The sequence below is a fragment of the Cellulosimicrobium sp. I38E genome, from assembly GCF_001647255.1.
Taxonomy (GTDB): Bacteria; Actinomycetota; Actinomycetes; order Actinomycetales; family Cellulomonadaceae; genus Cellulosimicrobium; species Cellulosimicrobium cellulans_E.
Genome location: NZ_LUAZ01000024.1, coordinates 23,548 through 40,365 on the forward strand (window position 1 = coordinate 23,548; position 16,818 = coordinate 40,365).

At 71.6% G+C, this 16,818-nt stretch carries 20 protein-coding genes; 19 read left to right on the top strand and 1 reads right to left on the bottom strand.

All coding sequences use genetic code 11. The annotated features are described in order from the left end of the window. The first annotated feature begins 68 nt into the window (after positions 1–68). The 11 genes from A0J59_RS08725 to A0J59_RS08770 all read left to right on the top strand — a co-directional run bounded on the left by A0J59_RS08725 (position 69) and on the right by A0J59_RS08770 (position 7,557). Positions 69–509, top strand: a complete 441-nt coding sequence (locus A0J59_RS08725; protein ID WP_156532900.1) for a hypothetical protein — start codon at positions 69–71, stop codon at positions 507–509. Then, entirely contained in the window at positions 460–2,070 is a 1,611-nt protein-coding gene (locus A0J59_RS21815) for a terminase (protein ID WP_172820035.1), read from the top strand. Before A0J59_RS08725 ends, A0J59_RS21815 begins: the two co-directional genes overlap by 50 nt. Then, positions 2,067–3,536 carry a phage portal protein gene (locus A0J59_RS21160; RefSeq protein ID WP_064315845.1) on the top strand — a complete coding sequence of 490 codons (1,470 nt, stop codon included), beginning with the start codon at positions 2,067–2,069 and terminating at the stop codon, positions 3,534–3,536. The genes A0J59_RS21815 and A0J59_RS21160 overlap by 4 nt, the downstream gene beginning before the upstream one ends. Position 3,537: 1 nt before the next feature. Continuing rightward, positions 3,538–4,314 carry a hypothetical protein gene (locus A0J59_RS08740; protein WP_064315846.1) on the top strand — a complete coding sequence of 259 codons (777 nt, stop codon included), beginning with the start codon at positions 3,538–3,540 and terminating at the stop codon, positions 4,312–4,314. 98 nt (positions 4,315–4,412) lie between these two features. After that, positions 4,413–4,589 (top strand): hypothetical protein, encoded by a 177-nt coding sequence (locus A0J59_RS21540; RefSeq protein WP_156532904.1) that lies wholly within the window; start codon positions 4,413–4,415, stop codon positions 4,587–4,589. After that, positions 4,586–5,248, top strand: a complete 663-nt coding sequence (locus tag A0J59_RS08745; protein ID WP_064315847.1) for a hypothetical protein — start codon at positions 4,586–4,588, stop codon at positions 5,246–5,248. The genes A0J59_RS21540 and A0J59_RS08745 overlap by 4 nt, the downstream gene beginning before the upstream one ends. A gap of 18 nt (positions 5,249–5,266) precedes the next feature. Then, on the top strand, positions 5,267–6,085 hold the full coding sequence (locus tag A0J59_RS08750) for a hypothetical protein (RefSeq protein WP_064315848.1): 819 nt from the start codon (positions 5,267–5,269) through the stop codon (positions 6,083–6,085). Between the two features lie 19 nt (positions 6,086–6,104). Further along, positions 6,105–6,455 (top strand): hypothetical protein, encoded by a 351-nt coding sequence (locus tag A0J59_RS08755; protein ID WP_064315849.1) that lies wholly within the window; start codon positions 6,105–6,107, stop codon positions 6,453–6,455. A gap of 15 nt (positions 6,456–6,470) precedes the next feature. Then, complete coding sequence (locus tag A0J59_RS08760) at positions 6,471–6,887, top strand: Gp19/Gp15/Gp42 family protein (protein WP_064315850.1); 417 nt, start codon at positions 6,471–6,473, stop codon at positions 6,885–6,887. Then, the gene (locus tag A0J59_RS08765; protein ID WP_064315851.1) at positions 6,884–7,213 is read left to right on the top strand and encodes a hypothetical protein; all 330 of its coding nucleotides are present in this window, start codon (positions 6,884–6,886) and stop codon (positions 7,211–7,213) included. The genes A0J59_RS08760 and A0J59_RS08765 overlap by 4 nt, the downstream gene beginning before the upstream one ends. A gap of 8 nt (positions 7,214–7,221) precedes the next feature. Further along, positions 7,222–7,557, top strand: a complete 336-nt coding sequence (locus A0J59_RS08770) for an HK97 gp10 family phage protein (protein WP_064315852.1) — start codon at positions 7,222–7,224, stop codon at positions 7,555–7,557. On the opposite strand, the gene A0J59_RS08775 is transcribed toward A0J59_RS08770, so the two are convergent. Beyond that, positions 7,554–7,961 carry a hypothetical protein gene (locus tag A0J59_RS08775; RefSeq protein WP_156532906.1) on the bottom strand — a complete coding sequence of 136 codons (408 nt, stop codon included), beginning with the start codon at positions 7,959–7,961 and terminating at the stop codon, positions 7,554–7,556. The two genes, A0J59_RS08770 and A0J59_RS08775, sit on opposite strands and share 4 nt — an antisense overlap. Positions 7,962–8,015: 54 nt before the next feature. Here A0J59_RS08775 and A0J59_RS08780 point away from each other — a divergent pair, with 54 nt between their 5' ends. The 8 genes from A0J59_RS08780 to A0J59_RS08815 are packed head-to-tail and all read left to right on the top strand — an operon-like array spanning position 8,016 to position 16,810. After that, a complete protein-coding gene (locus A0J59_RS08780) occupies positions 8,016–8,438 on the top strand; it encodes a hypothetical protein (RefSeq protein WP_064315884.1) in 423 nt (140 codons plus the stop codon). A gap of 3 nt (positions 8,439–8,441) precedes the next feature. Next, entirely contained in the window at positions 8,442–9,212 is a 771-nt protein-coding gene (locus tag A0J59_RS08785) for a phage tail tube protein (RefSeq protein WP_064315854.1), read from the top strand. A 3-nt stretch (positions 9,213–9,215) separates the two neighbouring features. Continuing rightward, a complete protein-coding gene (locus A0J59_RS08790; protein ID WP_064315855.1) occupies positions 9,216–9,710 on the top strand; it encodes a hypothetical protein in 495 nt (164 codons plus the stop codon). Continuing rightward, complete coding sequence (locus A0J59_RS08795; protein WP_064315856.1) at positions 9,707–9,934, top strand: hypothetical protein; 228 nt, start codon at positions 9,707–9,709, stop codon at positions 9,932–9,934. The genes A0J59_RS08790 and A0J59_RS08795 overlap by 4 nt, the downstream gene beginning before the upstream one ends. Then, positions 9,934–11,955: a hypothetical protein gene (locus A0J59_RS08800; protein WP_064315857.1), complete on the top strand. Its 2,022-nt coding sequence runs from the start codon at positions 9,934–9,936 to the stop codon at positions 11,953–11,955. Before A0J59_RS08795 ends, A0J59_RS08800 begins: the two co-directional genes overlap by 1 nt. Next, positions 11,955–12,779: a hypothetical protein gene (locus A0J59_RS08805; protein ID WP_064315858.1), complete on the top strand. Its 825-nt coding sequence runs from the start codon at positions 11,955–11,957 to the stop codon at positions 12,777–12,779. Before A0J59_RS08800 ends, A0J59_RS08805 begins: the two co-directional genes overlap by 1 nt. Then, positions 12,779–15,025 (top strand): hypothetical protein, encoded by a 2,247-nt coding sequence (locus tag A0J59_RS08810; protein WP_064315859.1) that lies wholly within the window; start codon positions 12,779–12,781, stop codon positions 15,023–15,025. Before A0J59_RS08805 ends, A0J59_RS08810 begins: the two co-directional genes overlap by 1 nt. 3 nt (positions 15,026–15,028) lie before the next feature. Continuing rightward, positions 15,029–16,810, top strand: a complete 1,782-nt coding sequence (locus tag A0J59_RS08815) for a polysaccharide deacetylase family protein (RefSeq protein ID WP_064315860.1) — start codon at positions 15,029–15,031, stop codon at positions 16,808–16,810. Positions 16,811–16,818: the final 8 nt, after the last annotated feature.

Genomic DNA, 16,818 nt, shown 5'->3' on the forward strand with positions numbered 1-16,818 from the left:
TTTCCGCATGATCCGCTCTACGGTTCCGCACCGTTCCGCGGGTTCGTTCCGGCAGTCAGGAGGGTGTCATGGCTGGTCGTGGGCATCTCGGGCCGACGGGCGTGCAGCACGAGGGCAGCAAGCGGCAGTGCAAGGTCCCCGAGTGCGAGGCCGTGCGCCGGGCCGAGGACCGCGTGCGCAAGCGCAACGCGAAGAACACCGACGCCGGCGCCCGCCCCCAGCAGTCCGCCGGCGCGTCGGGCGCGGCCGCCCGCGCGTGGCTCGAGAGCCGGGGCATCGACCCCGAGAAGATCCCCGCCGCCGCGGACCTGCTCCTCGTCTCCGACGCGCTCGACGCCGCGAAGGCCGGCGGTCAGATCCAGTTCGTCGCGGCGCTCGCGGGCCGCACCGCGGCGCTGCGCGCCGAGCTCGTGCCGCGCGCAACCGCGACCGACCCGGAGGAGCCGCAGGAGCCGACGAATGACAGCACCGACGACGACCAGCGCCGGTTCGACATCGGCGCCATCTGACCGCGCCGCGCTCAAGCTGTCGCAGGTCGCGCGTCACGTCGTCGTGCCCGAGGGGATCGTCGACTCGCTGTGGTTCAGGGTCGCGCGGCTGTGCGGCACCTGGGGCGACTCATTCGACGTCTGGCAGGACGGCCTCGGTCAGGTCGCGCTCGGCCTGCGCGAGAACGGCAAGTTCGCGGCCACGGTCGGCGGCGTGGTCCTGTCCATCCCGCGACAGGTCGCCAAGACGTTCATCGTCGGGCGGATCGTGTTCGCGCTGTGCGTCCTGTTCCCCGGTCTCAACGCGATCTGGACCGCGCACCGTGTCTCGACCGCGAACAGCGCGTTCACGCAGCTCGTGAAGCTCGCCCGGTCCAAGGGCGCCCGCAAGCACATCGCCGTCGAGCACGGCCGGCTCGCGATCATCACCGGCAACGGCAACCGCGAGATCCGGTTCAAGAACGGGTCCGTCCTCCGGTTCGGGTCGCGCAAGCAGAACTTCGGCCGCGGTGAGACCGAGGTCGACATCGAGGTGTTCGACGAGGCGCAGATCCTCGACCACGAGGCGCTCGAAGCGATGGTCCCCGCCGCGAACCAGGCACGGCTCCCGCACGGCGCGCTCCTGTTCTTCATGGGCACCCCGCCGGCCCCGCGCGACCCGGGCGAGGAGTTCACGGCCCGGCGGACCGAGGCGCTCGCGGCGAAGCCCGACGGGCAGGTCGTGGGCGTGCACGGCGACGGCGTGTACGTCGAGTGCTCGGCCGACCCGCAGACGGGCAAGCCCGGCGGGCCGGACCTGATGGACCTGGACCAGATCATGAAGGCGAACCCGTCCTACCCGGTCCGCACGCCGTGGGAGTCGATCCTGCGCATGCGCAAGAACATCAAGCGCGACGACGCGTGGCGCCGCGAGGCGCTCGGGATCTGGGACGTGCTCGAGCAGCTGCGGTGCGCGATCGACCCGTTCCAGTGGCGCGACCGCAAGGTGAAGGTCGCGCCCACCGAGGGCGTGCGGTCCTACGGCGTGAAGTTCTCGATCGACGGCGTGTCGGTGTCCCTGTCCGCGGCGCTGCGCCACGACGACGGTGTGCACGTCGAGACGATCGCGCGGCGGCCGCTGACCGAGGGCACCTGGTGGATCGTCCAGTGGTTCACGACCGATCCCGAGCGCCCGAAGCGCTACGAGCACGCCGCGCAGATCGTCATCGACGGCAAGGCCGGCGCGGTCGGGCTCGGCAACGACCTGCGCACCGCCGGCGTCCCCGCACGTGTGCTGATCTGCTCCGGCGACGTCGACAAGGTCGACCACCTCACCACGGACAACGTGATCGCCGCGAACACGATGCTGCGCGAGGCGGTCAAGCGCCAGACGGTCACCCACCTCGAGGACCCCGACGTGCTGGACGCGTCCGTGGTCGGGACGACCGAACGCAAGATCGGCGTCGCCGGCGGGTGGGGGTTCGAGCCCAAGACCGACGAGGACGACTCGACCCCGATCGAGTCCGTGGCGCTCGCCCACTGGGCAGCGATGACGAGCAAGCGGCGACCGGGCCGCAAGACGAAGGGACGGGTGATGGCGTGAGGCGCACCAACAAGACGCCGCACATCACGGCCGCGACGTTCGTCGGGCTGGCCGACGACGACAAGGCGGTGCTCCTCGAGCTCATCCAGCAGCTCAACGAGAAGCGCTCCCGCAACGAGCTGCGCCAGCGGTACTACGACGGCAAGAACGTCCTCAAGGACCTCGGGATCTCGATCCCGCCGTCGCTGCGCTCGGTCGAGGTCGTCGTCGGGTGGCCGGCGAAGGCCGTCGACGCGATGTCGCGGCGGACCATCCTGCAGGGCTTCACCTCGGACGGCGGCGACGAGCTCAACGCGGTCGTCTCCGACATCTGGGACGGGAACCGCATGGTGACCGAAGCCCCGGCCGCGCACACCTCCGCGCTGATCCAGTCGTGCGCGTTCGGGTTCGTCCACGTCGGCGACACCTCCGCCGGCGAGCCGCCCGTGATCGTGACGTACCGCAACGCCGCCGACGCGACGGGGACCTGGGACCGGCGCCGGCGCGCGCTGAGCAACGCCCTGTCGATCGTCGAGATCGACCGGATCACGATGCAGCCCACCGTCATGAACCTGTACCGGCCCGGGCGGGTCATCACCCTGACCCGGGTCGCGAACGGCCTCTTCCACGTGACCAACGTCGCCTACCACGGCATGGGCGTGCCCGTGGAACTCCTGCCCTACCGGGCCGACCTCGACCGCCCGTTCGGGCGCTCGCGGATCTCGCGCGCGGTCATGTACAACACCGACGCCGCGGTGCGCACGCAGCTGCGCACGGAGGTCGGAGCGGAGTTCTACAACGCACCACAGCGGTACGCGCTCGGCGCCGAGGACGATGCGTTCGAGGACAAGAACGGGAACCAGATCCCGGCGTGGACGGTCATGCTCGGCCGTCTGCTCACGCTGAGCCGCGACGAGGACGGCAACCTCCCGACGGTCGGCCAGTTCGCGCAGCAGACGATGCAGCCGAACCTCGACCAGATGCGCTCGATCGCGCAGGTGTTCTCCTCCGAGACGAACCTGCCGGTCGGGTCGCTCGGCATCGTGCACGAGAACCCGGACTCCGCCGAGGCGATGCAGTTCGCGTGGGCCGACCTCGGCATCGACATCGAGTTCTGGGAGCGCACGAGCCTCGGCCCGGCGCACCAGCGGCTCATGATCCGTGCGGTCGCGATGGCCACCGACTCCCCGACGGCGCTCGCCGAGGCGCGCTCGATCCGCGCGAAGTGGGGGAAGTGGTACGAGCCGTCGGAGGTCATGGCCGCGCAGGCGTCGCTCGCGCGCGTGCAGGCGATCCCGCGCCTGGCCGAGACGACCGTCGAGCTTGAGCGCATGGGGTACGACCCGGAGGAGATCAAGAGCATCCGCTCCGAGCTCGCGCGCTCGGCGTCCCGGGCGAACCTTCAGGCGCTGCTCGCCTCGGCGGCTCGTGACAACGCGCAGGCAGCCGCGGCCGCGCTGACCGCGGAGCCGGCGGAGGCGGTGTGACGTGGCGACGGACGCTCAGATCGCCGCGTACCGGCTGGCGAACATCGAGCTCACGCGCCAGGTCGAGGCGGACCTGCGGTCGTTCTGGTCCTACCTCGACCTGGCGCGGCCCGACCGGGTCCACACGGCGCTGCTGAACTACGTGCCCCTCCTCGTGCAGCGGTACGGCGACGTCGCGGCGACGATCGCCGCGGACTGGTTCGAGGAGCTGCGCTGGGACGCCGCCGAGCAGGGCCTCATCGGGCGCCTCGCGATGTCGACCGCGCGGTCCTTCACCCCGACGACGGCGCCGCCGAACTTGGCGGACATCGAGTCCGGCGTCCGGTTCGCCGCCGACGAGCTGTACGGCGACACCCCGGAGAAGGTGCTCGTCTCGGTGACGCACACCGCGACCCGCGAGGTCCTGCAGACCGGGCGACGAACGATCACCCGCAACACGGCCCGGCCCGGCTCGCAGGCCGTCGGGTGGGCGCGTCGCGCCCGCCCGGGCGCGTGCCGGTTCTGCCGGGCGCTCATGGCCCGCGGCGCGGTCTACAAGGAGGCCACGGCCCGGTTCGCGTCGCACGCGCCCGTGTGCAACTGCGTCGCCTACCCCTCGTTCGACCCGGACGCCCCCGAGGTCGACGTCTCGGCCTACGTCGCGTCGCGCAACACCGCGCGCATGAACCCGCGCCAGCTCGAGCGGCACCGCGCCCAGGTGAGCGCGTGGCTCGAGCGCGAGTTCCCCGGCGAGAGCGACCACCCCGACGGCGAGCACACCACGGACGCCGCCGCCTGAACTTCCCCGGCCGCACGGCCAGGGCAGCACCACCCCACCATCCGCACCACACGGGCCCGCACGGGGCCGTGTGGCGATCCCGCACGGGAGGACACCAGATGAGCACCACCGACGGCAGCAAGCCGGAGCAGGAGAAGGAGACGACCGCCGTACTCCTCGGGAAGTTCCGCACGGAGCTGACCCAGAACGGCATCCCCGACAACGTCGCGGACGACCTCGTCCGCCACGCCGGGACCGTCACCATCACCGAGTTCGGTTGGAGCGTGACCCGATGAACACGCGCCAGACGCACTCGGCTCCGACGACGACCCTGCCGACGCCCGGCATGCCGCCCCGCTTCGAGCGGCTGCGGTTCATCGGCGCGCCGGCGGACGCCAGCGCCCCGGGGACCGGCGAGCAGACGCCCGCCGACCCGCCGAAACCCGCACCGCCCGCCGGCGCCCCGCAGCCCACCGGAGACGGCGCGTCCCCTGCACAGGCGGACACGACCGACTGGAAGGCCGAGGCGCGCAAGTGGGAGACGCGCGCGAAGGAGAACAAGGACGCCGCCGACAAGCTCGCGGAGATCGAGAAGTCCAAGCTGGACGCGGTCGAGCTCGCCCAGCGCGAGCGCGACGAGGCGCAGGCCGAGCTCACGGGCTTCAAGACGCGCGAGCAGGTCGCGAAGTGGAAGGCGCAGGTCTCCGAGGAGACCGGTGTCCCCGCGGCGGCGCTGTCGGGTTCCACGCTCGAGGAGCTGCAGGCGCACGCCGAGGTCCTCAAGCCGCTCATCGGTTCGGCCCCGAAGGGGCCGGTCGTCCCGACCGAGGGCACGCACACCAGCACCGCGCCGGTGACGCAGCTCACGGACGACGACCTCAAGTCCATGACCCCCGGGCAGATCAACCAGGCGCGCCGCGAGGGGCGCCTGAACAAGCTGCTCGGCATCCGCTGACCCAAGAAGGGGGCCCCCGTGGCCATCACGAACTTCAAGCCGACGATCTGGCACGCGGCGCTGCTCGAGAACCTGCACGCCGCCCAGGTCGTCGTCCCCACGCTCAACACCGAGTACGAGGGCGACATCGCCAACGGCGGTGAGACGGTCCGCATCACGTCCGTCGTGCAGCCGACGATCAAGACCTACGCCGGGTCGATCGTCCGCGACAACCTGACCGACACGTCGCAGGACCTCGACATCGACCAGAAGAAGTACTACGCGTACCTGGTCGACGACGTCGACGCCGTGCAGGCCGCGGGCTCGTTCGACTCCGTCCAGACGGACGCGGCCGCCGGCCTGGCGGACGTCGCGGAGAACTACCTCATCACGGAGATGCTCGCCGACGGCACCGCCGGCGGCGGCACGACCGCGGTCACGGACTTCGCCGGCGCGTTCGGCATCGTGAGCACGCTGCGCAAGGCGCTCACGAAGGCGAAGATCCCGACGGCCGACCGGTTCATCGTCGCGAACCCCGAGTTCATCTCGCTCCTGCTCGGCCCCGGGTCGTCCCTCGTGAAGGTCAACGAGGCCGGCGCCGACGGCGAGCTGCGCAACGGCGTCGTCGGGCGCCTGCTCGGCTTCACCGTGCTCGAGTCGCCGGCCACTGCGCTCGCGAACACGGACAAGCCGGCGGCGATCGGCTACCACGGTCGGTCGGTGGCCTACGCCGACCAGATCGTCAAGACCCGCGCGCAGACCGTCACGGACGCCTTCGGCGACCAGGTCGACGGCCTGCACGTCTACGGCGGCAAGGTCCTGCGGCCCACGGCCGTGCAGACCTACGTGTCCGCCTGATCCCGGAGGAGGGAACAGCATGGCTCGGATCCGAGCGAAGAACGGCAACGTCCTCGAGGTCGAGGACGAGGTCCACGTGAAGTCCCTGCTCCGGCGGGGCCACGAGCTCCTCGACGGCGACCCCGCCGACGGTGAGGGCAAGACGGGCGAGCCCGTCGCGCCGAAGAGCAACAGCTCCAAGGCGGACTGGGCGGCCTGGGCCGAGCATCTCGGCATCGAGGTGCCCGGCGACGCGAAGAAGGCCGACATCCAGGACCTCGTCGCCAACTTCAAGCCCAACCCGGAGCCCGTCCCGCCGACCGGCGACGACGGCAACCCCACCGGCACCGAGGGCAACCCGCCCGCCGGCGACACCGGCGAGAACGACTGACAGAGAGGGGTCGCCATGCTGACCGTCCCACCGGCGTTCGCCACAGTGGAACAGCTCGAGGGCAGGTGGCGGCCCCTCTCCACCGCGGAGCAGGACCGCGCCAAGGTCCTGCTCGTCGACGCGTCCCAGCTCATCCTCGACGAGGACTCGCGCGGCGTCCTCGACGACCTCACCGCGCCCAACCTCACGCTCGAGCGCATCGTCTGCGACATGGTCGAGCGCGCCATGGGCCCGGCCGCCGGGACCGACGGCGGGCCGCCCGTCACGCAGGAGTCGCGCGCGTGGCCCGGCTTCAACCAGGCCGTGACCTACGCGAACCCGACCGGCGACCTGTATCTCACGAAGGCCGAGCGCCGGCAGCTCGGGTTCACCCGCCAGCGCGCCGGCCACACCGACATGTGGGCCGGTGCCTACGAGACGAGCACCCCGTGAACGTCAACCCGCTGCCCGAGTGGTGCACCCCGCACGAGGCCGTCGGCAAGGCCAAGACGGGCGAGGGTGGCATGGGCCCGATCTACGCCGACCCCGAGCCGTTCGCGTGCTTCGTCAACGAGGAGGTCCGCCTCGTGCTCGACGCCACCGGCGCTGAGGTCGTGAGCTCCACGCAGCTCCACTGCGGCTTCGACGTCATCATGCCGCCCGGGTCCCTCGTGACCGTGTGGCCCGGCACGCCGGCCTCCCGCGAGGCCGAGGTCATCTCCACCGGCCGCTCCGCGCACGAGACCCTCCCGGCCGTGCAGATCCTCAACCTCACCTAGGAGGGGCCGTGGCGTCCACCGAAGCGTGGGACCAGGCGCTCGCGGCCGTGCACGCCGCCGGCGAGGCGACCGTGCTCGCGATGGCGAACACCGCGCGCGACCGCACGCAGGCGCTCACCCCGACGGACCGGGGTGATCTCGCCGGGTCGTACTTCGTCGAGACGCAAGGTCTAGACGGGCAGATGGGTACCGACCTGGACTACGCGGTCTATGTGCACGAGGACCTGACCGACCAGCACGACGACGGGCAGGCAAAGTTCATGGAGGCCGCCGTCACCGGCTCGGACTCCATCCAGGCGATCGGCGCCGCGGCGGCGAAGGCGGCGGAGGCCGCGATCGGCTAGTCGAGGACGCTGAGATCCATCGTGTAGTACTGGTCGATCATGGTTCGCCCCGAGTCCATTGAGGGGTCGAGCGCGACCTCGCACGAGTGCTGCGCGGTGTCCTGCCGCGTGTAGAGGCCCATGTCGATCATGGCCTGGGTGCACTTCTCGAGCGCGACCGGGTACATCTCCTCGATCGTCGGCTCGCCAGCGGGCGCCGCAGGCTCCGGAGCTGGCGCGGGTTCGGGCTCGGCGACCGGTGCCGGCGCGGTGGGCGAGGGCTCCGGCTCGGGCTCCGCCGTGACCGTCTCCGTCGCGGTGACCGTCTCGGTCACGGTGACCGTCGGCAGCGGCTGCACCTGCCCAGAGCAGCCAGCCAGCACCATCACGAGCGCGGCCCCTGCCAGCGCGGATCTCGTCCTCACGCCGACGACTGTACCGACGCCCGAGCGCGTCCGGACGACGCCCAGGGGGTGAACGTGGACGACAAGGTGCTCGTGACGCGGGTGATCGAGGTCCTGGCGGACCGGTGCGGGTGGGCATGGCGGCCAGCCGGCCCCGCGTACACGGAGGCCGACGACGTCGGGCTGTACTACGGCCCGATCGGCACGACCCCGAACCGCGCCGTCGGGGTGACGCTCTACGCCGCGGACGACGGCATGGCCGAGGGCGCGCTGTCGGTGCGTCGCGTGCAGCTGCGGTTCCGCGGTGCGCCGCGCGACCCGAGCTCGCCGGATGAGCTCGCGTCGCGCGCGTTCGACGCCCTGGCCGGCCTGTCCCGCGTTGCGGGGTTCGCCGTCGTCACCCCTGGACCCCGCGGTGCCCCGATGGGCGTCGACGGGAACCACCGCTCCGCGAGGGCGGACAGCTACCAGATCATCATCGACCTCCCGGAGGACTGAGACATGCCGCTTCCCCCTACCGTTCCCGCGGGCTTCGAGCACGCGTCGAGCTACGAGTACGCGATGGACGTCAACCTCGGCAGCGTCGCGGAGCCGCTCTGGCAGCGCGTGCGACTCCTGACGAACCTCACCGTGACGCGCCCGAAGACCACCCGCGACGAGCAGACCTACGAGGACAACGGCGCCCCGAACCAGGGCATCACCGGCGTGGGGCACCAGCTCGTCCCCACCCTCGACACCCCGCGCAAGGCCGACGGATCGCGCCTTCCCGAGTACGCGAAGATGCGCGACGCCGCGAACAGCAAGGGCGAGGCGAACACGCTGCACGTGCGCTGGTACGACTTCCCGAAGACCGAGGGCATGACGCCCGACCCGGACGACGCGTGGGAGGGGTTCGTCACCACCGACGAGACCTGGGTGAACACCGGCCCGACCGGAGAGGTCCGCGCGTCGCAGTTCACGCTCACGGGCAAGGGCGAGGCGCACAAGATCCCCAACCCTGCGTCCACGCCGGGGGCGTCGACCCCGCCGGCGATCACCGCGGTGACGCCCGCCGGTCGGTCGGCGGGCGAGCAGGTCACCATCACCGGGCAGAACTTCGTCGGTGTCACCGGCGTGACGATCGACGCGCTGGCCGTCGGTGCTGACGCGTTCACCGTCGTCAACGCGTCGACGATCATCGCGGTCATCCCCGCGACCGCCGCGGGGCCGTCCGACGTCGTCGTGACGAACGCGGCCGGGTCGTCCGACCCCGTGTCGTACACGGTGGCCTGACGCGTGGACCTGTCAGGACTCACCGAGCACCTCACGTCCATCGAAGATGACGCGTCGCTCGACCTGCCCGTCGGCGGCCGCACCTACCGTGTGCGGCCGCCGACGGCGGACGTCGGCGCCCGCCTCGTCGCACTGTGGGCGGCTCGCACCATCGAGGACGCCGCCGCCCGGGCGAAGGCGTTCGCCGACGTCCTCGGCGACGACACGATCCGCACGCTCGCGCTCGGTGCCGACGTCGTCGAGCAGATGAACGCCGACGCTGTGCCGAGCGTCGTCGTCAACGAGTGCGGCACCGTCGCCTGGATCGCGTGGGCGCTCGGCATCGACGCCGCCCAGAAGTACCTCGACCGCGCCCGCGAGACGGACGGTGAGGACGCGGGAAAAGCGCGCCCGACGCCGTCACGATCCCGGTCACGGTCGAGGACTTCGCGGTCTACGGCGTCGGCGAACCGAACGAAGACGGCACGTTCGACCGGTACGACATCCCAGACCACGTGAAGGCCCGCCTGCCGTCCGCACGGGCGGCAGGCGGGATCGTGGTCGGCTGGCCAGAGATCCTCGGACACTGGCGCCTCGTCGTCGCCGACCTCGCCCGGCTCTACGGCGTCGACCTCACCGACCCCGCCACCTGGCGACGGCCATGGCCGCCCCTGCGGTCCCTCATCCTCACCCTGCCCAGCGAGCCAACCTCGCGCCTGCACCGAGCACTCGGAGGTGACTGATGGCAACGACCCTCCGAGTCGCAACCCTCGAGACCGCGTTCACCGCGGACACGGCCGAGGTCGACGCCGCGGTCAAGCGAGTCAAGGGCGAGCAGACCGACCTCACGAAGGTCCCGACCACGGTCGAGATCGACGCCGACACCGCCGACGCCGACCAGAAGCTCGCCGACGTCCAGGAGCTCCTCGAGAAGGTCGGCCGCACCGACATCGACCCGAAGGTCGTCGTCGACGCCCTCGACGCCATGGCCGACCTCGAGGCGCTCGCGGACGAGCTCGAGCAGGTGGACCGGGCCCGGCCCGAGGCCGAGATCCAGGCCGACATCGACGACGCGATGGACCGCGCGGCGAAGGTGTACGACACGCTCCAGGACATCGACGACACGGTCGTCCAGCCCGAGGTCGACCCGTCCGGCGTGAACGACGGCCTCAAGCGCACGGAGGAGGGGTTCTCCGAGTTCAAGGACGAGGCGAACAGCACCGCGCGCGAGGGCGCGGCGTCGTTCACCGGCGAGTTCGACGACGTCGCCGACATCATCCAGGAGACCCTCGCGAACGCCTTCGTCGGCTTCGGCCCGGCCGGCGCCGCGGCAGGCCTGGTCGCGGCAGCCGGGCTCGGTGTCGTGATCTCGAAGGCGCAGGAGGCAGCCGACCGGATCAACGACGCGAAGGAGGAGGCAGGCGACTTCGCGCTCGAGATCAAGGACGCTGGCGCCGAGTTCGACCGGGCGGACCTCGTCGCCCGGTTCGACGAGATGCTCGTCAAGGTCACGGACGTCCGCTCCGCGTGGGAGCTCTGGCAGTCGGACGCGGTCACGAACCTCGACGACATCTCGGGCGCGCTCGACGGGACCGAGGTCTCCCTGACCTCGCTCTACGACGCGTTCGGCCGGGCGGACTACTCGTCCGTCGAGCGGCAGATCGAGCTGCTCAAGGAGCAGAACGAGCTCATCGACGCGCAGTACAAGGCGCTCGATCCGCTACTCGACGCGCCTGCGGCCGACGCTCTCGCCAAGGAGTGGCGCGAGCGGGAGCGGGCGATCACGTCCTTGCAGACGCACGCGGACACGATGCTCGAGGCCGAGGAGAACGCGTACCAGCTGCGCGCCGCAGAAGAGGGCGTGACGGTCGAGCAGATCAAGCAGGCCGACGCGATCGACCGCGTGAACAACGCGCTGCGCGAGCAGCATGACCTCGAGCAGACGTCGATCGAGGCGGGCCTCGACTTCGAGGACGGGCTCGCGGCGCTGACCGAGAAGCAGGAGGGCTGGAACAACAGCCTGTCCACCGGGGACCAGATGGGCCGGGACAACCAGCGCACGATCCTCGGCCTGACGGACGACCTGCAAGCGCTGTACGACGCAACGCTCGAGCAGACGGGGTCGCAGGAGCAGGCGAACGCCGTGCTCGCGACCGGCCGGCAGCGGCTCCTCGACCAGGCCGCGGCCGCCGGGTACAACACCGGCCAGGTCGCCGCGCTCGTCGACCAGGTCCTCGAGATCCCGCTCACGCGCGGCACCGACGTGTACGCGAACGTCGACTCCGCGGAGTCGACGCTCCAGCGGTTCGAGCGGACCTGGAACGGGCGTCGCGTGTCGATCTACTTCGACGCGAAGACCGGGACTCAGGTCACGTCGATGGGCTACAACATGCGCGCGATGGCCGAGGGCGGGACCGTCACGGGCGGCATCCCGGGCAAGGACTCGGTACCGATCCTCGCGATGCCGGACGAGGAGGTCATCGCCGCGGGCCCGGCACGCAAGCACCGACAGCTCCTCAAGGCGATCAACGACGACGCTCTGCCTCGGTTCGCCCTTGGTGGCACGGTCGCCGCCTCGACATCTGGACCCGGTCCTGCGCCCGCTGCCCTGGGCGGCGTCACTGATGCCGCTCTGGAGCGGTTCGCGGACCGCGTCGTTGCTGGCCTCGCGGACCGCCCGGTGCGGGTGTCCGTGGGCGGGCGGGAGTTTGCGACCGCGGTCGCCGAAGCGGGCGCGTACAGCGAGAGACGGGGTGGACGCTGATGGCATGGGTCGGGCCGCTCGGGGGCCTCGTCGAGGTCCGTGCGCCGCGAGGTATCGCGCCGTCGGTGGCGCGCGCAACGACGTACCGGACAACGCTCGGCGGCGTGCGCAAGGCGCACCAGGCGCCGCGTGCGCTGCGTCAGCTCGCCGTCGATCTGTCGTACTCCACGCCCGAGCAGGTGGCGAACCTCGCCGCGCTCGTCAGCGGGGAGTACGGGTCGGGCCCGTTCTGGTACGTCGACCCGTGGGCGGCCGTGACGAACCTCCTCACCCCGACGGCGTCCACCCTCGAGCCGGGATCGTGGACAACGACGGGCACGGTGACGGCCGCCGGCGCAGTCCCGCTCGTCGGTGGTGGTCGCGCTGGCCGGTCGCTCGCCGTCGCCTCCACCGCGGATCAGGTGTTCCTCCCGCGCCGCAACGGTGCGCGTGACGACGTCCCGGTCGTCCCGGGGCGTCCGGTCACCGCGTCGGTGTACGCGACCGGCGCGGCCGTCTCCGTGCGGATCCAGTGGGTCGACGCGGCGGGCGCCGGCCTCAGCAGCGTGACGGCGGGCGGGTCGTTCGCTGGGCCCGAGCTCGGTCGGGTCGCCGTATCGGCTATGCCCCCTCCCGGAGCAGCGGCCATGTACGTCGTGGCCTTCGGCGCGTCCCGCCTCGCCCGCCCGGCCGTGACGTGGACGGACGAGGCGCGGGGCTGGTACCCGGGCCAGGGCATGCCCCGGTGTCTCTTCCCGGGACTCGACACGAGCGTCGTGCTCGCGCACGACGACCCGGACGGGCGCGGTGCGCAGCACACGTTCACGGTGATGGAGGTTGGCTAGTGCAGACGATCCCGGGTTGGTCGTCGACGGCGGAGGTGACGTCGCCGACGGCCGTGGTCGCGGTCGACGGTGCCCCGCTCGAGGCCGACGTCGTCTCGGTCTCCCGCGAGCTCGCGTCGTCGCTCCCTGGATCCCTGCTGGGCGGGTCGGGCCTGACCGCAGCGTCGGGCACGGTGGTGTGGTCGCAGCCCGACGACGCCACCGACCGGTCCCCTACCCCGTGGGCTCGTCGCGGCGCGATCCCACCTCCGAGCGGCTCGCGCGTCGTCGCGGCGATGGGCAACGAGCACGGCACGTGCGTGCTGCTCACCGGCCGCGTCGATGCCGCGGATGGCACGTTCGCCGACGGTCAGGTGTCCTCCGACCTCGTCGACGACATCGACCGGCTGAACCGCCCGATCACGATGCAGCCGCTCATGAACGCGATGCCGCCCGTGACCCCAGGCGCGATCGCGCGGTACATCGGCATGTCGGGCATCTGGATCGCGGACCAGGTGCTGCGGCGCTGCGGCTTCAACGCGACCCCGGCGGTCGGGGTCGGAGCGGTCGTCTCCGTCACGGCGATGGGGTCGATGTGGCCCGAGGTCGGCGAGGTCACGACGTGCGCGGCGCCTGTCGGCGGCGCGTTCCCCGTGTTCGCGTCCGCGCCGTGGGGCCTGTGCGTCCAGGACGTCGACGCGACGTACACGCCGTCGACGGCGCGGCTGCTCGACGCGCCGATGGAGATCCTCCTGCAGTGGCCCGGTGCCGAGGCGGGGAACCCGAACATCACGGTCACGTTCGGCACCGCGACGCTGCGCATGGTGCTCTCGCCCACGCTCGTCGCGCTGCAAGCGCCCTCCGGGACGAACGTCGTCACGGTCGCCCGAGGGGCCGCGTCGCGCGCGATCGCGCGCATCACGCCGACGGGATCGAACATCACGGCCGAGCTGCGCACCGACACCGGCGCGGCCGCGACCGCGACCGTCGCTGCGCCAGCCGGGCTGCTGGCCAACGCCATGACCGCGGTCCGCGTCCTCGCCTCCGGCACGGCCCGCGTCGGCGCGGCGCGCGTCTCGTTCCCCGCGTCCGCGTTCGCCGGGCTGACCCACACCCCGACGGCGGTCTTCACTCTCGGCGGGGTCAGCATGCACAACATCGTCGTGCAGCCCTCGATCATCGGCCGTGACGCCCTCACGTTGCTCAAGGAGCACGCTGCGGCGGTCGGCTCGGCGATGTGGCTCGACGAGGTCGGCAGGCTGCGCTGGGTCGCGCGCGACGCGATCGGCACCGGGCCCGTGAGCACGCTCACGTCCGAGCACGACCTGCTCGACGCGTCGTGGTCCGACCAGTGGCGCGACGTCTACTCCGGCGTCGAGGTCACGTGGTCCGACGTCACCGTGACCCGCGCCTCCCGCGACTCCGTCACGCTGTGGGCTGGTGGCGGTTCCGTCGACTCTGGCGACGTCGTCGCCGACGTGGTCCATCCCGCCAGCGGCGAGGACTGGATCATGGTCGACACCTCGATCACGAAGGCCGGCCCCTCGTCGACCCTGAGCGACTTCAACTTCGGCCTCGGGTCGTTCACCGGCGCGGTCCTGTCCGACGCCTCGGGAGAGGCATGGGCAGCGACCACGCTCGTCGACACCGCGCTACGACGCATCGACTGGCGGTCCTACGCGATCACCACGACCGTCGGCTCCGTGCCCTCGGGCAAGAACGCCGAGCTGCAGGGCCCGTCCGAGGCCGGCACCGGCGTGTGGTCGGCCCGGTTCGGCCAGGAGCTCCCCGTGCTGCGCGGGCGCGGCAAGTTCCAGGTGGTCAAGGCCACGACCGCTGCGGTAGCGACCGGGCCTGACGGCGCGGCCGTGTACACGCACGACGCCGGCTGGTGGGTCCAGACACAGGCGCAAGCCCAGGCGCTCGCGGACTGGATCGCGACGACCGCGACCGTGCGCACCCCGTACCTCGACGACGTCGAGGTGAACTTCGATCCGCGCCGCCAGCTCGGGGACCGCGTCGTCCTCGAGGACCGGCACCGTTCGGGCCTTCGCGTCACCGGGCTCGTGTTCGGGCTCAGACACACAGTCTCGGCGGGCAATGGGACGAGCCGCCTCTCCCTGCGCGTGACGCAGGTCGAGCGCATCGCTCCGTCGCTCGACGACTACGACCTCGTCTGGTCCGGGGCAACCCTCGACGACCGTGACACCTACTGGGCGGGCAAGACCCTCGACCAGTTCGACCTCAACCCCCTCGCAAGGAGCTAACACATGGGCCAGACCGGCCGCGGGATCATCTACCCGAGCGGCGACGTGCTGCACCCGTCCAAGGAGTGGTGGGCTCAGCTCGCCACCACCACGGACGCGGCGATCGGAGACGCTGAGGCGGCAGCGTCGTTCGTGAAGGGCGCGATCGCCGAAGGGACGGACCTCAACACGATCACGACGGCGGGCGTGTACTCGGTCGCGACGAACGCGATCGGGGAGTCTCTGGTTAACGGCCCGGGGCTGGGCGCGGGCACGGTGCTCGTGACCCGGACCCTGAACGGGTTCGTGTCGCAGCAGTACATCACCATCGGGAACGCGACGACGGTGTGGCTGCGGTCCGTGGTTTCGGTCGGCTCGGGCACGTGGTCGTCCTGGCGCGACATGCGCGCCGACCCCATCACGGTTCTCACGTCGGGAAGCGACCTGAACGCGCTGCGCACCCCGGGCCTGTACGTCGCGGAGACGGCGGGAGTCGCCGCGTCGCTCCTCAACGCGCCGGACGCTCTGCCCGGGGTGCTCGAGGTGCTGCAGGTTTCACCCGTGCTCACCGTGCAGCGTTGGTCCTCGACGCTAGGGTCGGGAAGCATGTTCTTCCGCGCCACGACCTCCGCCTCGACGGGCAACTGGACGGGGTGGCGCAACCTGTTCTCCGGCGCGACGACCGTGACCGATGCCGGACCGTACCGGCACGTCGACCTCGTCTCCCGGGCGCGGGTCCGCCGCGGTGGCCGCATCGGCACCGGGGGCAAGCCCGTCGTCGCGCTCCGGTTCGACCACCACCTCGACGCGTTCGAGGCGAAGGTGCTCCCCCTGCTCAAGCAGTACCAGCTCCCGTGGGCGCAGGCGATCAACCCGCAGAACCTCGGCACCGGCGACGACAACATGACGTGGGCCGAGCTGCAGACGATGTGCCTCGATCACGGCGGCGAGGTGTGGAACCACGGCGGGAACCACGGCAACGCCACCACGCCCCAGGCGCTGCAGGAGCAGATCGTCGACTCGCTCACGACGCTCCGCACGAACCTCCCCGGGCTCGCGGTCGAGGGCTGGTGCCCGCCCGGGCTCGCGGCCGGCGCGTACATGGGCGCGTCCCCGTTCGCGACCACGGCGCAGAACACCGAGACCGCCGCGGGGCAGCTCATCATGGGCAACCACGCGTTCGTCGCGGGGTACGCGCCCGGGCAGTACCGCGTCCTCGACCCGACCGCCCAGCCGATCGGTGCGCCGCACATCACGATCGACGACGCCGCGCCGTCGTCCATCACGAGCGCGCTGAACACCGCGATCGCGCGTGGGGTCGGGGTCGCGTTCATGCTGCACGCGAACTACCTCGACGAGGCCGGGTACCTCACCACCGCACAGCTCGCGGCGTTCCTCGCCGACATCGCGGCACGACGCGATGCCGGCACGCTCGTCGTGCTGTCGTACTCGGGGCTGTGGCTCGCCGACTCCGACACCGCACGCCGGCACGACGTCGCCCCGCCCACGCAGGCACCCGTCGCCGTACCGGGCAGCACGGCGCACGTCGTGCAGATCACGCAGTACCGACAGGACCAGCACCTCGGCGCGTCGCGCGAGGTCCTCGTCGACGTCGAGGCCGGGGCCGCGACCACCCTCACCGTGCAGGTCGGGGCGGGCGAGGTCAGCACGCACAACGTGCCCGCCGGGGTGTCGCGGGTGCGCCGCGTCGTCACGCTCCCCGCGGACGCGTCCGCGAACATCCCCGTGACGGTCACTCCAGCCGCAGGCGTCACGGTCAACCGCGTCAGCGTGCTCGCCGTCTGACACGTCCT

Coding starts and splice junctions, on each gene's coding strand:
- A0J59_RS21540 (WP_156532904.1), top strand. CDS start 4,413: ATGAGCACCACCGACGGCAGCAAGCCGGAGCAGGAGAAGGAGACGACC.
- A0J59_RS08755 (WP_064315849.1), top strand. CDS start 6,105: ATGGCTCGGATCCGAGCGAAGAACGGCAACGTCCTCGAGGTCGAGGAC.
- A0J59_RS08800 (WP_064315857.1), top strand. CDS start 9,934: ATGGCAACGACCCTCCGAGTCGCAACCCTCGAGACCGCGTTCACCGCG.
- A0J59_RS08785 (WP_064315854.1), top strand. CDS start 8,442: ATGCCGCTTCCCCCTACCGTTCCCGCGGGCTTCGAGCACGCGTCGAGC.
- A0J59_RS08760 (WP_064315850.1), top strand. CDS start 6,471: ATGCTGACCGTCCCACCGGCGTTCGCCACAGTGGAACAGCTCGAGGGC.
- A0J59_RS08805 (WP_064315858.1), top strand. CDS start 11,955: ATGGCATGGGTCGGGCCGCTCGGGGGCCTCGTCGAGGTCCGTGCGCCG.
- A0J59_RS08815 (WP_064315860.1), top strand. CDS start 15,029: ATGGGCCAGACCGGCCGCGGGATCATCTACCCGAGCGGCGACGTGCTG.
- A0J59_RS08745 (WP_064315847.1), top strand. CDS start 4,586: ATGAACACGCGCCAGACGCACTCGGCTCCGACGACGACCCTGCCGACG.
- A0J59_RS08725 (WP_156532900.1), top strand. CDS start 69: ATGGCTGGTCGTGGGCATCTCGGGCCGACGGGCGTGCAGCACGAGGGC.
- A0J59_RS21815 (WP_172820035.1), top strand. CDS start 460: ATGACAGCACCGACGACGACCAGCGCCGGTTCGACATCGGCGCCATCT.